12 protein-coding genes are annotated in these 14443 nt (G+C 70.9%); 9 read left to right on the top strand and 3 right to left on the bottom strand.

Annotation, left to right across the window (positions count from 1 at the left end; all coding sequences use genetic code 11):
• Positions 1-216: 216 nt before the first annotated feature.
• Complete coding sequence (aroB, locus tag ABSF49_RS01975; RefSeq protein ID WP_424110949.1) at positions 217-1908, bottom strand: 3-dehydroquinate synthase; 1692 nt, start codon at positions 1906-1908, stop codon at positions 217-219.
• Between the two features lie 182 nt (positions 1909-2090).
• On the opposite strand from aroB, the gene ABSF49_RS01970 reads away from it, so the two are divergent.
• The gene (locus ABSF49_RS01970) at positions 2091-4154 is read left to right on the top strand and encodes an elongation factor G (protein ID WP_424110948.1); all 2064 of its coding nucleotides are present in this window, start codon (positions 2091-2093) and stop codon (positions 4152-4154) included.
• Between the two features lie 7 nt (positions 4155-4161).
• On the opposite strand, the gene ABSF49_RS01965 is transcribed toward ABSF49_RS01970, so the two are convergent.
• Complete coding sequence (locus ABSF49_RS01965; RefSeq protein WP_424110947.1) at positions 4162-4890, bottom strand: TraX family protein; 729 nt, start codon at positions 4888-4890, stop codon at positions 4162-4164.
• Positions 4891-5355: 465 nt separating this feature from the next.
• Between ABSF49_RS01965 and ABSF49_RS01960 the strand changes: the two genes are divergently transcribed.
• The gene (locus ABSF49_RS01960) at positions 5356-5487 is read left to right on the top strand and encodes a hypothetical protein (RefSeq protein WP_424110946.1); all 132 of its coding nucleotides are present in this window, start codon (positions 5356-5358) and stop codon (positions 5485-5487) included.
• Positions 5488-5508: 21 nt separating this feature from the next.
• Here ABSF49_RS01960 and ABSF49_RS01955 read toward each other — a convergent pair whose 3' ends face one another.
• Entirely contained in the window at positions 5509-9087 is a 3579-nt protein-coding gene (locus tag ABSF49_RS01955) for an nSTAND1 domain-containing NTPase (RefSeq protein WP_424110945.1), read from the bottom strand.
• 171 nt (positions 9088-9258) lie between these two features.
• On the opposite strand from ABSF49_RS01955, the gene ABSF49_RS01950 reads away from it, so the two are divergent.
• The 7 genes from ABSF49_RS01950 (at position 9259) to ABSF49_RS01920 (ending at position 14403) form a co-directional block, all read left to right on the top strand.
• A complete protein-coding gene (locus ABSF49_RS01950; protein WP_424110944.1) occupies positions 9259-10266 on the top strand; it encodes a complex I NDUFA9 subunit family protein in 1008 nt (335 codons plus the stop codon).
• Between the two features lie 318 nt (positions 10267-10584).
• Complete coding sequence (locus ABSF49_RS01945) at positions 10585-10890, top strand: hypothetical protein (protein ID WP_424110943.1); 306 nt, start codon at positions 10585-10587, stop codon at positions 10888-10890.
• Positions 10891-11068: 178 nt separating this feature from the next.
• Positions 11069-12028: a signal peptide peptidase SppA gene (sppA, locus tag ABSF49_RS01940; RefSeq protein ID WP_424110942.1), complete on the top strand. Its 960-nt coding sequence runs from the start codon at positions 11069-11071 to the stop codon at positions 12026-12028.
• Between the two features lie 42 nt (positions 12029-12070).
• Positions 12071-12358 (top strand): integration host factor subunit beta, encoded by a 288-nt coding sequence (locus ABSF49_RS01935; protein WP_424110941.1) that lies wholly within the window; start codon positions 12071-12073, stop codon positions 12356-12358.
• Positions 12359-12451: 93 nt separating this feature from the next.
• Positions 12452-12772, top strand: a complete 321-nt coding sequence (locus tag ABSF49_RS01930; protein ID WP_424110940.1) for a lipopolysaccharide assembly protein LapA domain-containing protein — start codon at positions 12452-12454, stop codon at positions 12770-12772.
• Positions 12773-12789: 17 nt separating this feature from the next.
• Positions 12790-13740 carry a bifunctional Delta(1)-pyrroline-2-carboxylate/Delta(1)-piperideine-2-carboxylate reductase gene (gene lhpI / locus ABSF49_RS01925; protein WP_424110939.1) on the top strand — a complete coding sequence of 317 codons (951 nt, stop codon included), beginning with the start codon at positions 12790-12792 and terminating at the stop codon, positions 13738-13740.
• A gap of 96 nt (positions 13741-13836) precedes the next feature.
• Positions 13837-14403: a DUF1003 domain-containing protein gene (locus ABSF49_RS01920; RefSeq protein WP_424110938.1), complete on the top strand. Its 567-nt coding sequence runs from the start codon at positions 13837-13839 to the stop codon at positions 14401-14403.
• Positions 14404-14443: the final 40 nt, after the last annotated feature.

Here is a 14443-nt window from a genome sequence, read left to right as displayed (position 1 = left end):
ACGAGTTGAGGACGGCAGAGTCGGCAGACCGTAAATCGTCGCCAGGCTGAAGAAGGCGACGACAATGGCGATCCGTCTGACCTTGTACTCGATCCTGACGCTGAGCTCGATGGTTTTCGGCCTGACGGCCGATCTCGTCTATTCCGGCGTCCTGATGATGTAGCGCCGGCCGGATTCGTTGGCCGAACGTCTCCAAGGAGACCGAGGCTGCGCCCCCTACCCCGCCGCCAGCTCGCGCTCGAGGAAATCCAGCGTCTGGGCCTCGCTGACGTCCTTGGCGATGAAGCTTGCGCCGATTGCGCGCGCGAGGATGAAGGTCAGGCGGCCGCGCTCGACCTTCTTGTCCTGGCGCATCGCGTCGAAGATGGCGTGCGCGTCGGCGTTGAGGCCGCGCACGGCGGAGATGCGGATCGGCAGGCCGACGCCGGCGAGATGGCTTTCGATCCGCCGGACATCGTCGGCGGCGCACAGGCCGAGGTCGTGCGAAAAGCGGAACGCGCAGGCCATGCCGATCGCCACGCCCTCGCCGTGGATCAGCGTTTCGCCGTCGTAATGGGCGAGGCGCTCGAGCGCGTGACCGAAGGTGTGGCCGAGGTTGAGCAGCGCGCGCTCGCCGCGCTCTTTCTCGTCGGCGGCGACGACGCGCGCCTTGGCGGCGCAGCTCGTCGCGATCGCCTCCAGCCGCGCCGGCCCGCCGGCGAACACCGCGCGCCAGTCGCGTTCGAGCCAAGCGAAGAAGTTGCGGTCGCCGATCAGGCCGTATTTGGCCACCTCGGCGTAGCCGGCGCGGAACTCGCGCGCGCTCAGCGTGTCGAGGACGCCGGTGTCGGCGAGCACCAGCGACGGCTGGTGGAACGCGCCGACGAGGTTCTTGCCGAGCGGCGAGTTGATCGCCGTCTTGCCGCCGACGCTGGAATCGACCTGGGCGAGCAGGGTCGTCGGGATCTGGACGAAGCGCACGCCGCGCCTCAAGCTCGCCGCGCAGAAGCCGGCGAGATCGCCGATGACGCCGCCGCCGAGCGCGACGACGAGGTCGCGCCGCTCGACCCGCGCCTCGATCAGCGCGTCGCTGACCCGCGCGAATTCGGCGTAGGACTTGGTCGCTTCGCCGGGCGGGCAGACGACGACCGAGGTCGTCAGCCCGGCCCCCTCGAGGCTCTTCAGCAGCGGGGCGAGATGCAGCTTCGCCACCGTCGCGTCGGTGACGACCGCGCAGCGCGCGCCGGGCGCGAGCGCCGCGACATGGGCGCCGGCGGATTCGATCAGGCCGGGTCCGATGAGGATGCGGTAGGCGCGCGAACCGAGCTCGACCGCGATCTCGCGCGTCGCCGGCGGCGTCGGATGGGCGAGTCGACGGCGCAGCGCGCCGAGCAGCGACTCGACCGCCGCGTCATGCGGGCCGTCGCGCGTTTCGATCGTCAGGTCGGCGAGCGCGTAGGTCGGGCTGCGCTCTTCGAGCAGCTTGCGCAGCGTCGCCTCGGGGTCCTCGGTGCGCAGCAGCGGCCGATTGGAGCGCTTGCGCACGCGGCGCAGCAGGGTCTCGAACTCGGGCCTCAGCCACACCGACACGCCGCGCTCGGCGACGCGCCGGCGCGTCTCTTCGTTGAGGAAGGCGCCGCCGCCGGTCGACAGCACCTTGGGGCCGTCCTCGAGCAAACGGGCGATCACCCGGCGCTCACCGTCGCGAAAATACGGTTCGCCGAACCGCTCGAAGATCTCGGGGATCGTCATCTGGGCGCCGGCCTCGATCTCGTCGTCGGCGTCGACGAAGGGAAGGCCGAGCTTCTGGGCGAGCCGTTTGCCGACCGAGGTCTTGCCCGCTCCCATCATGCCGATGAGCACGATCGACCGGCCGCCCAGCGCGGCGATCAGCCCTTCGGCCTCGGGTATCGGGGCGGCGTCGTTCATGGCCTTCTTTCGGCGCGGCGGCGGCGGCGCCCGCGCAAGGCCGCTCCTTAGCCCAACAGATGGGCCTTGGCCAATCCTGGCTTGACTCATGTCAATGGGCGGCTAGCGTCGCGCGCAGAGAGTTGCAATCCGACATCAAACGGACATTAAACCGTAAAAAGCAGGTCGTGGAGGAGGGTCCGATGGGCGCAGGCGGTCAAAATGGCGAGGGCAGAATTGCCGGACCGCGATTGATTGCGATCGTCGGTCCATTCCAGAGCGGCAAGACCAGCCTGCTCGAAAGCCTGCTGGTCAGGGCGGGCGGCGCGGCGCGGCAGGGCTCGGTGCGCGACGGCACCAGCGTCGGCGATTCCAGCCCCGAAGCGCGCTCGCACGCGATGAGCGTCGAGCCGAACGTCGCCAGCGTCGACTACATGGGCGACCGCTTCACCTTCGTCGATTGTCCCGGCTCGGTCGAGTTCATTCACGACATGCGCTACGTCCTGCCGGTCTGCGACGCGGCGGTGGTGGTGTGCGAAGCCGACGCGCGCAAGACGCCGGCGCTTCAGGTCATCCTGCGCGAGCTCGAAGAGCTCGGCGTGCCGCGCATCGTCTTCCTCAACAAGATCGATCTCGCCGGCGGCGGTGTGCGCGAGGCGCTCGAAATGCTGCAGCCCGCCTCGCGCGCGCCGCTGCTCCTGCGCCAACTGCCGACCTTCGAGAACGGCGTCGCCACCGGCTTCGTCGACCTCGCGCTCGAGCGCGCGTTCGTTTATCGCGAATCCGCGCCCTCCGAGGTGGTGGAGATGCCGGCCGGAATCGCCGGCGACGAGAAGCAGGCGCGCTACAACATGCTCGAGAAGCTCGCCGACTACGACGACGCGCTGATGGAGCAGCTCATCAGCGACATCGAGCCGCCGCGCGACCGGGTGTTCGACGATCTCGCCAAGGAATTGCGCGAAGGCCATGTCGTGCCGCTGATGATCGGCTCGGCCACCGCCGGCCACGGCGTGACCCGTCTGTTGAAGGCGCTGCGCCACGAGGCGCCGGGCGTCGCCCAGTCCCGAACCCGGCTCGGCATCGGGGATTCCGGCCCCGCGCTCGCCCAGGTGCTGCGCACCATCCACACCGCCCACGGCGGCAAGCTGTCGCTGGCGCGGGTGTTGCGCGGCGCGTTCCCCGACGGCGCCGCGGTGGTCGGCTCGCGCGGCAGCGAAGAGCGCATCGCCGGCGTCGCGCGGCTGACCGGCGCGGTGACCGCCAAGCTGGCCAAGGCGGAGGAGGGCGACACCGTCGCCTTCGCCCGGCTCGAAAGCTTCCTCACCGGCGACCGCTTCAGCGACAACAAGAAGCCGCCCGAGGCCGCGGTGCTCCCGCCGCCCCCGCCCCACACCCAGGCGTTCGCCATCGTCGCCAAGGACCGCAAGGACGAGGTCAGGCTCGCCGCGGCGCTGGCCAAGCTCACCGAGGAGGACCCCTCGCTCGCCTATGTCCAGGACCAGGAATCGGCCGAGCTCAAGCTGTTCGGCCAGGGCGAGATGCACCTCAGGGTGATCGTCGAGCGGCTCGCCGGCCGCTTCGACGTCGTCGTCGAGACCAAGAAGCCTTCGGTCGCCTATCGCGAGACGATCCGCGATCCGGTGACGGTGCGCGGCCGGCACAAGAAGCAGTCGGGCGGCCACGGCCAGTTCGGCGACGTGGTGGTCGAGGTGACGCCGCGCGGCCGCGGCGAAGGCTTCGCTTTCGCCGAGCGCGTCCACGGCGGCACGGTGCCGAGGCAATATTTCTCGTCGGTCGAGATGGGCGCGCGCGACGCGATGAACAGCGGGCCGCTCGGCTTTCCGGTGGTCGACGTCGGCGTGACGCTGACCGACGGCTCCTACCACACCGTCGATTCGTCCGACATGGCGTTCCGCGCCGCGACCAAGATCGCGCTCGCCGAGGCGTTGCCCAAGGCGCGCCCGGTGCTGCTCGAGCCGATCCTCGCGGTGACGATCTACGTCCCGTCCGACGCCCTAGCGCGCGCGAGCGCGCTGGTCAGCGCGCGGCGCGGCCAGATTCTCGGCTTCGAAGCGCGCGAAGGCTGGCGGGGCTGGGAGGCCTTGCGCGCGACGATTCCCGAGGCCGAGATCGGCGACCTGATCGTCGAATTGCGCTCGGCCACCGCGGGCGTCGGCGCGTTCGAGACCAAGTTCGACCATCTCGCCGAGATCAGCGGCCGCGTCGCCGACGCGATCATCGCCGCGCACAAGCGCGCGGCCGAGTGAGCCGCGCCTAGCCGAGCGCGCGCCAGCCGATCAGCGCGAGCAGGTGCAAGGGATAGAAGGCGTAGAGCGCATAGCGCGGCAGGAAGCGCGGGCGCCCGGCGAGCCGGCGCGTCAGCGCGAGCGTCGCCGCGACGACGGCGAGGACGAACAGCGGCGCGGCGAGGCTGTCGAACAGCTCGTCGCGCGGAAACCAGTTGAGTCCGAAATAAAGCAGCGCCGCCCACGGCGCGACGTCGCGCCGGCCGTCGAGCGTCAGCTTGAGCGCGGCGGGCAGCAGCAACCCGGCCATGCCGAAGCAGAGGCCGGTGCTGATCGAGGCCCACGGCGCGGCGAAGGCCGCCGCCGCGCCGATGGCGAAGACGGCGTGCTGGACGCGCTTCGGGCGCTCGTCGAGCAGGATCGCCACGATTCCCGCCAGCAGCAGCGTGATGAGGATGTTGTCGAGCCCGTCGTGGAAGGCGGCGCGGTAGACCGGCTGCGAGAGAATCGCGAATGGCGTCAGCCGCGCGACGTAGCCGGCAAGCGGCGCGCCGCGGCGCAAGTTGAGCGCGAAAACGAGGCAAAACAGCGGAAAGGCGATCCGGCCGACGTACCACATGGCGAGGTGGTCGTGGTCGAGCAGAATGTCGTTGACGTGGTCCGAGACCATCGCCGCCGCGGCGACGAGCTTGACCGCATCGAGCGGCGCGCCCTCGAGGGCGAAGAGGGAGGCGGCGGACGCACGCGAGGGGGTCATGCGCGTCTTCCCCTCTTCCGGCCGCGCCGTACCCCGTCGAGAGACGGGCGTCTTCGACGCCCTATGGCGCCACCACTCCCGGGTCTTCGCCCGGGGGCAGGCTCTTCTCCCGCTCGCGGGAGAGGGCTGGGGTGAGGGCAGGTCCCGGAGCAGAAGCCGCCTTTGACAGTCCCCCGCCCCAGGGATAACCCTTGTCGCCGCGGGGAAATCCCGGACGGGGAGACGGCCATGCGCATCCTGCTTGCAGCGATCATTCTCATCTTCGGCGTCAGCGCGGCGACCGCGCCGGCGTTCGCGACCAATGGCGGCGGCAACAAGACCTGCAGCGGCAATAACTGCTGAGGCTTGGGAACCCGGGCGGCGTTCGTGGAAGCGCCTCCGGCTGGCGTCGGGCGGCTGTGACGCGCCCGACGGCCGAGAATGCTTCGCGTCGTTGCCGGGAAAACTCCGGACGGGACAAAGGCCATGCGCATCCTGCTTGCGGCGATCGTTCTCATCTTCGGGGTCGGAGCGGCGACCGCGCCGGCATTGGCGGACGGCGGTGGGACCAACACCGGCGGCAACTACAGCAAGACTTGCAGCGGCAACAACTGCTGAGGCTCGGATAAGGCGCGGCGGTCACCGCGCGGCCTCGAGCGCGCGCCGGCAGTAGGCGGCAATGTCGCGGGGCCACAGGTCGCGCGGCGCCCAAGCTTCCGCGGGAACGTCGATAGCAAGGCAGGCGCGGAATTGTTCGGCGGCGTCGGCGCGGTCGCCCGCTTGCATCGACGCCTCGCCGAGCCGTTGGCGGCTGATCGCCAGGCTGCGGCGCCAGACGGCGTTGTGCGGATGGGCGGCGACGAGCGGCGCCAACGCCTCTTCATCAGCCTGATAGGCGGCGCGCGCTTCCTCCAGTCGACCCAGCGCGCGCAAAGCGTCGCCGACTTTCTCCTCGGAATTGGCGACGTCGTAATGGGCCGCGGCGTTGGCGGCGTCCTTGGCGACAAGCAACTGCGACTGGGAGCGATAGGTCTCGAAATCCGCCAGCGCCGCGGTCGGATCCTGGCGCGCGAGCCGCGCCGAGCCGAGGCGTTGCCAGGCGACCGCGACGAACTCGCGCCAGCGGAAATTCGCCGAGTCGAAGCCGATCAGCCGCTCGGCGTAGGTTTGCAGCGCGAGGTATTCGCGCTCGGCGGCCTCGGCGTCGCCGGCGGCGAGCGCGGCGTCGCCGAGGCGCTGGTGGGCGCCGGCGAGCGCCTCGACGCCGATCGCGTCGGCGGGCCTGGCCGCGGCGAACGCTTCGGCGCGCGAGAGATAGTCGGTGAACAGCGCCTTCGCCGGCGTCGTCGCTCCGCCCGACAGCGCGAGATCGCCAAGGCGCTGGATCGCGAACATCTCGTTGCGCAGCCACAGCGTTTCGTTCGGCTGAGCGGCGCGCAACGCGGCGGCGCGGTCGCGCCAGGCCTGGTACGCCACGCGCGCGTCGTCGAAGGCGCCGCGGGCGCGGTTGAGATCGCCGACCCGCTGATAGGCGACGGCGAGTTCATTCTCCGGGCTATCGACGCCGGCCGACGCCGCGGCGGGGGCCGCCGGGCTGGCGAGCGCGAGCGCCGTCGCTTGCGCTTCGTGCGCGTCGGCGAGCGCGGCGTCGAAATCGCCGGCCGCATTTTCCGCGTCGGCGCGGCGGCCGCGCGCCTCCAGCCGCAACAGCGCCCAGGCGGCGTTCGAACCGTCCTTGGCGACGAGCGCGTCGGCGAGCGCGTTCGCTTTGACCGCCATCTCCTGCGCCGCCGCCGCGCCGCTCAGCGACAGATAGGCGACGCTCAGCGCGTCGAGCAACTTGACCTGGGCCGCGGTCGCCGCGTCGCTCTGGCCGGGCAGGCCGGTCACCGTGTCGCGCGCCTGCTCGACCAGCCGGCGCATGAGATCGGTCGACAGCGCGCCATTGTCGGCGCCGTCGACCAACAGCGACACGCTGCCCGCCGCCTGCTTGAGCGCGGCCTGATACTCAACCTCGACCTCGCTGAGCGCCGTTGCGGCGACGCCGCGCAGACGCCACGCATAGGCGCCGGCGCCGATCGCCGCCAGCAGCAGCAGCGACACGATCGCCGCGACGCGGCGGCTGCGCGTAAGCTCGCGCCTCAGCGCCGCCTCCTTGGCGCGTTCGGCCGCTTGCGCCGCGGCGCGCGCCTTCTCGCTCGACGCTTCGGCGTAGGCGATCGACTCCGGCTCAAGCTCGGAGCGACGGCGCGCGACGAGCTCTTCCGCTTCGGCGAGCCGGCGCCCGGGCGTCAGGAGGAAATCGTCGTCGCGGCCGCTGCGTTCCCAGTTCACCGCGTCGCGATGCAGGCGACGGCGCGCGGCGAGGAAGTCGCGGTGCTCGACGATCAAGGCGGCGAGCGTCGGCCAGCGCGTCAGCAGCGCCTCGTGGGCGAGCCGCAAGGCGCCGCCGCTGACCGAATCGTCAGCGACGGCGAGACGCGCTGCGACCAGCCGGTCGGCGAGCTCGCGCTGGCGCGGATCGGCGAGCGACGCGCGCGCGGCGACGCGGGCGGCGACGGCGCCCTTGACGTCGTCGATCTCGACCAGGGCGAGCAGCAGCGGCGCCAGCGCCTCCTTGAGCTCGGGCGGACATTCGGCGACGAGCGTTTCGGCGTGGCGGGCGATGGCGCCCTCGAGCCGGCCGAGCGCCTCATAGCCGGCATAGCTGAGCATGTCGCCGCCGCCCTCGGCGACGTCGCGGCGGTAAAGCTCGTCGAGCACGAAGGAGAGCAGCGGCAGCGAAGCGGGATCGCGCGCCGCCGCCTCGCGGATCGTCGCGTCGAGGCCGACGCCGCTTCGCGCATCCACTTCGAAGGCGAGGCCGGCGCCTTCGGCCGGCCGGCGGACGATCAGCTCCAGCTCGGCGGCGGTCGGCGGCGCGAGCTGGTATTGCCCGTCGCCGCGCGACAAGGCGGCGAGTTCCGGCAGCTCGACCAGGCGCGGGTAGAAGTCGCTGCGCAGGGTCGCCAGAACCATCGCCGCGCCGCTTTTCGCCAGCGCCGCGATCAGTCGGTCGAAGCCGGCGCGCGCCGCCGCGTCGATCGCCGGCGAGGCGAACAGCGTCTCCATCTGGTCGACAATGAGGACGAGCCCGACCTGCGCGGTCTCGCTTTCCCCCGCCGCGCGCTTGAGCGCCTTGCGCGTCTGGGCGACGACCAGCGACGGATCGGCGCGCATCAGCGTCGCGACCTCTTCGGCGCTGTAGCCGAGCGCTGCGAATTCCGGCAACGCGCCGGGCCTCTGCAGCGCGGCGGCGAGACCGGCGAACGGATCGGCGGCGAGGTCGGCCGCCTCGACGACCGCAATGCGCCAACTCGCGACGCCGGCGACGACGCCGGGCGCGGTCAGGTCGGCGGCGACGCCGGCGCGCGCCAGTGACGATTTGCCGACGCCGCTCGCGCCCAGGACGACGACGAAACCCCGTCTGGCGGCGGCGCGGCGCGCCAAGGCTTCGGCGATGTCGCGCACCGCCCGCTCGCGGCCGAAGAACACCGCGCTGTGAGCGAGGTCGAACGCCTGCAGGCCGAGATAGGGCGAACCCGACCACCATTCGATCCGCCGCTCGGCCGACGGCGCGCGGGCCGAGCGCACCGGCAGGCGGCGGCGGATGATTTCGCGCAGGTGCGCTTCGAGCAGCGCCTCGAAGGCGTCGAGGTCGGCGAACGGATTGAAGGCGAGCTTGAAGCCGCCCTTCTCGTCCTCGAAATAGCGGGTCCAGAAGACCCGCAGCGCGTCCCATTGCCGGCGCGCGTCCTCGAGCTGCTCGGCGCGGCTGAAGCGCGCGACGTTTTCGGCCGTCTTGCGGTAGACGAGCAGGTCGGGAACCCCGGCGCGGGCCTCGCGCGCGCCGAGCGCCTGTTCGAACTCCCATTCGGTTCCGGTCACCGGCGCGCGGCCGTCGCGGCCGCGATATTCGCGCTTGGACGTGCGCTCGGGCAGCGGCGTGCCGAGCCGCGACCACAGGATCATGACCAGCGCGTCGGCTTCGCCCGGCGGGTCGATGACGTCCTGGAAATGCCCGGAGGCGAGCATCGGCTCGTATTCCCACAACACGGCGGAAATATCGAAGAAGCGCGCGAATTCGCGTTTCAGCCGGCCGACGACCAGGGCAGCGCGGCGCCGCTCCTCGGCGACGTCGCCGGGCGAGGAAACGAAAATCCGAAACCGCTGCCCCATCGCGCGCCCGCGCCCGCCGGCGCTCGCCCCATGTCGCGCGGCGGGCGAGCCAGTCATTCATAACAGCGCCGCTTCGTCAAACCGCGGCCCGCCGGGGGATTCCGGCGCGTCTGTACAGCCGCCGCCCCATACCTTATTCAGGGGCGGACCCCTGGCAGGAGCGACGCGAAGATGGCCGAATTCACGCCCAGCGCCGATCGTCTGGCGACCGTTTTCGGCGGCTCCGGCTTCGTCGGCCGGCACATCGTCCGGGCGCTGGCGCGCGAGGGCTGGCGCATCCGGGTCGCGGTCAGGCGGCCCGACCTCGCCGGCTTCCTCCGCCCGCTCGGCGTCGTCGGCCAGATCGAGCTGGTGCAGGCGAACCTGCGTTATCCGGAATCGATCGTCGCGGCTGTCGAGGACGCCGACGCCGTCGTCAACGCCGCCGGGATCCAGCGCCAGGGCGGCCGCCAGACCTACGAAGCGGTGCACGCGGTCGGCGCCGGCGCGATTGCGCGCGCGACAACCGCGGCGGGGATCGACAAACTCGTCCACGTCTCGGGCGTCGGCGCCGATGCGCGTTCGTCCAACCCCTATATCGCCAGCAAGGGCCGCGGCGAGAGCGCCGCGCGCGAGGCCGCGCCCGCCGCAATCATCCTGCGCCCGTCGGTCGTCTTCGGCCCGGAGGACGATTTTCTCAATCGCTTCGGCGCGCTGGCGCGCGCCTTGCCGGCGCTGCCGCTATTCGGCGGCGGCGCGACGAAGCTGCAGCCGGTTTTCGTCGGCGACGTCGCGCTGGCGGCGCTCGCCGTCATCGGCGACGCGAGCGCGGCCGGGCGCACGTACGAACTCGGCGGGCCGGAAGTTCTGACGCTGCGCGAAATCGCCGCGCTGACCCTGCGCATCGTCGAGCGCCGCCGCGCCCTGGTTCCGCTGCCGTTTGCGCTGGCGCGGATCGTCGCCTGGTCGACCGAGGTCGCCTCGACCCTGTCGCTCGGCGCCTTCCCCGCGATGCTGACGACGACGCGCGACCAGGTCGAGCTGCTGCGCCACGACAACGTCGTCTCGGCGGCGGCGATCGCCCAAGGGCGCACGCTGCGCGAACTCGCAATCAGCCCGCAGGGGATCGAGGCCGCAGCGCCGTCCTATCTCTATCGCTTCCGCAAGACCGGCCAATACGCCGCGCGCCGACTCGCCTGAGCGGCGCGACGCAACGTCGCGTATGCTTACTGTATCGTCATCGTCGCGACGCTCCGTTGTTACGATGAGGCGTGTTTTGTCACTCGACGCGCACTATCGGCGAAGCGTCGATGTTATCGTCTTCATGTCGTCGCTTTGATTCGATTTGAAAACGAATCCGCGAGGGCGACAGGTTTCGCCGCAATCGCACAATCGCCCCGGCCCGAGCAGAAAACGGCCTGAGGCGTCGATGTCGTCGCGCGTCGTCGTTCACGACGACGCGCCGAGATTGGATTCGCGGCGCGATCGTCGAAGACGAATGCAACGAGGGGAGCCGCCATGCACACGATTGAAGAGATCATCGCCGACGCGCAGAGCGCCGTCGCCGCGTCGCTGCGCCAGGCGTACGACGCCGGCAGACACCACCAGACGACCGAGATGCGGGAGAAATTCGTCGCCTTCTTCGACGGCGTGTTCGCGCCGCTCTCGGGCGCGCCGGCCGCCGAGGCGGCGGCTGAAGCGGCCCCCGAGACGCCGCCGACCGAAGCCGCGGCCGCCGACGCGCCGGCGGAAGCGCCCGTCGCGGCCGAGACGCCGGCCGAAATTCCGCCGGAAGCGACCGCCGAACCGGCCTCCGCCGCCTGACCGCCTGCCGCCGGCGCCTGCCGATCCGCAACGATTGAGCGCGCGCGTCACGGCGCGCGCGACTGTCGCCCTTGCGCCGATGCGGCGCGGCGACTAGTTTGCCGCCTCGCCCAGCCGAGCGTCGGCGTCGCCGCGCAAGCGGAGCGATGCGTCGCGTTGGACGCCGCGGGGAGCTTGCGTGTCCACATCCGCCGCCGATTACCTCGTCGATCGCCGCCGTCTGCGCCGCCAGCTCGGCTTCTGGCGCATCGTCGCCTTTGTCGTCGCGGCGCTGGCGATCATCGCCCTCGGCGCGCGCTTCTCCGGCGCGGCGGGCTTCGTCGGCGGCCCACATATCGCCCGCCTCACGGTCACCGGCTTCATCGCCGGCGACGAGGAGACGCTGAAGCTGATCCGCGAGGCGCGCGATTCGCCGGCGGTCGCCGCGGCGCTGGTCCGCATCGACAGCCCCGGCGGCGGCACCGAAGGCTCGGAAGAAATCTACGACGAATTGCGCCGATTGGCGGCGAAGAAGCCGGTGGCGGCGGTCGTCGGCGGCATGGCCGCCTCGGGCGCCTATATCGCCGCGCTCGGCGCCGACCGCATTTTCGTCCGCGGCAATTCGATCGTCGGTTCGATCGGCGTACTGGTCGAATATCCCAACGTGTCGGGGCTGATGGACAAGGTCGGGGTCAAGCTCGAGTCGATCAAGTCGTCGCCGTTGAAGGCGGCGCCGAACGGGTTCGAGCCGACCAGCGACGAAGCGCGCGCCGCCATGGCCGCGCTGATCGCCGATTCCTTCGACTGGTTCAAGGCGCTGGTCAAAGACCGGCGTGGCCTGACCGACGAGGAGCTGGCCAAAGTCGACGACGGACGGGTGTTCACCGGCCGCCAGGGCCTGCCGCTCAAGCTCGTCGACGCGATCGGCGACGAACGCGACGCGATCGCCTGGCTGGAGAAGGATCGCGGCGTGGCGAAGAACCTGCCGGTGCGCGACCATAAGCCGGGAACGGGGTGGACCGGCTTCAAGCTGACGAGCCTGGCCGCCGCCGCGGCCGACCTCGCCGGCCTGACGTCGATCGCCGAGGCTTTACGTTACGAAGATCGGCCGCCGGTTGACGGATTGGTCTCGGTTTGGCAACTGTCTGGCGGGGATTAGAGATGACGGCGGGATTTCTAATCGTTCCAGAGGGGGCGTCCGTTGATCAAGTCTGAACTCGTGCAGCGCATGTCGGCGCGCAATCCGCATCTCTACCAACGCGACATCGAGAACATCGTCGACGCCATTCTTGGCGAAATCGCCGACGCGCTCGCGCGCGGCGAGCGCGTCGAGTTGCGCGGCTTCGGCGCCTTCTCGACCAAGCAGCGCCTCGCCCGCACCGGTCGCAATCCGCGCACCGGCGACAAGGTCCCGGTGACCGAGAAGCTGGTGCCGTTCTTCAAGACCGGCAAGGAGATGCGCGAGCGGCTGAACACCAAGCCGCTTTAGCTGACGAAACGGCGCGGGCCAGCGGTCTGCGCCGCCGGCGCTTTGGCGGCATTGTCGCTGAGCGCCGCTTAAGCGTCGCCGCCGGATCGCTTCATGGTTCGCTTTCTCAAACTCGTCGTCATCGTTCCGATCGCGATCGCGCTGCTCGCCTTCGCCTTCGCCAATCGCCAATTCGTCACCGTGTCGTTCGACCCGTTTCCGTCGGGCGACGTCCCCGCTTTCGCGGTCAGCCTGCCGCTGTTCGTCGTGCTGATCCTGACGGCGATGCTCGGCGTCGTCGCTGGCGGCGTCGCGGTGTGGTTCGCGCAGGGGCGCCACCGCCGCGCAGCGCGGCGGTCTCGCGCCGAGGCCGACCGCTGGCGCGCCGAAGCCGAGGCGGGCCGCGTCCGGCTCGGCGCCGCGCCGCCGCCGTGACACGAGGCTGAAGCCGCATGCGCCATTTCGCCGCCGCCGAAATCGACGCCGCGCTCGATTTTCCCTCGTTGATCGACGCGCTCGCCGAAGCATTCCGCGGCGGCTTCCAAGCGCCCCAGCGCCATCACCATGCGATCGAGCGGCCGGGCGAGGCGACGGCGACGGCGCTGCTGATGCCCGCCTGGACCCGGTTCGGATCGGGCGAAGACTTTCTCGGGGCCAAGATCGTCAACGTCTTTCCTGGCAACGGCGCGCGCGGCCTGCCCGCGGTGCAGGGTCTCTACGTCCTGCAGTCGGGCGTCACCGGCGCGCCGATCGCCACCCTCGACGGAACGCGGCTAACGGTCTGGCGCACCGCCGCCGCCTCGGCTTTGGCGGCGCGCTATCTTGCGCGCGCCGGCGCCAGGCGGCTGCTGATCGTCGGCGCCGGCCAGCTCGCCCCGTTTCTCGCCCGCGCCCACGCCAGCGTGCGGCCGATCGAGACGATCGCGGTGTGGAACCACCGCCCTGTCGGCGCGCATCGGCTCGCCGCGGCGCTCGGCGGCGAGGGCTTCAACGCGCACGTCGTCAAGCGGCTCGAGAACGGCGTGCGCGACGCCGACATCATCTCCTGCGCGACGCTGTCCGAGGCGCCGCTCGTCGCCGGCGCCTGGCTCAGCGGCGGTCAGCATCTCGACCTCGTCGGCGCCTTCTCGATGCGCATGCGTGAGGCCGACGACGCGGCGCTGAAGCGCGCGCGCATCTTCGTCGACACCGAGGCGGCGATGAGCGAGGGCGGCGACGTCGCGCTGGGCCTGGAGAGCGGCGCGATCGCGCGCGCCGACGTCGCCGGCGACCTCGCCGCTTTGGTCCGCGGCGCGCCGGGACGCGGCGGCGAACGCGAGATCACCCTGTTCAAGTCGGTCGGCGCGGCGATCGAGGACCTGGCGGCGGCGATGCTGGTGTGGAAACGGGCGGGCGACCGCTGAGCCCGCCTCCGCAGCCGACAATCGATTTTCACAAAATTCCCTGTATCGTCCCGGCTTGCGGCGTTCGCCGCGGCGCAATCCAGCGACGGAGGGAACATGAGCGGGCAAGGACAGCCTTCAGGACCGGACTGGGCGCGGCGGTTTCATCTGCCGCACGCCCACCTCGAGACCGTGTTCGGCGGCGACTGGTTCGCGTTGAAGGCGGAGGCCTTCGCCCGCTTCTTCGGCACGCCGACCTTTCTTATCGGCCAGACGGTCGTGGTCGGCGTGTGGATCTGGATCAACGCGGCGGGTTTGACGACGTTCGACGTCTACCCCTTCATCCTGCTCAACCTCGCCTTTTCGCTGCAGGCGGCCTATGCGGCGCCGTTGATTCTGCTCGCCGAAACCCGCCAGGCCGATCGCGACAAGGCGCATTCGATCGCCGACGCCGAGCACCGCGAGGAGCTGCACCGCATCTCCGAGCAGCGCCAGCAGCAGATGGAGAAGCAAACCGCGCTGCTGGTCGACATGCTTGGCCAGAACACGACGCTGACCGAGAGGGTCCAGGAGCTTCTGCGCCAGAACACCGAGCTGACGGACAAGGTCATGGCGCTCGCCGAGCGGATCGAGGCGATGACCGCCAAGGTGAGCGAACACATCGGCCTGCCGGCTGGCGGCTGAGCCCCGCCCGGCAGGGCGCGCGCCGGATTCTTTGACTCGG

The sequence above is a fragment of the Roseiarcus sp. genome, assembly GCF_049514155.1.
In the GTDB taxonomy this organism is placed as follows: domain Bacteria; phylum Pseudomonadota; class Alphaproteobacteria; order Rhizobiales; family Beijerinckiaceae; genus Roseiarcus.
Note: the sequence above shows the minus strand (reverse complement) of the source record. Positions and strands in the feature narration are given on the sequence as shown.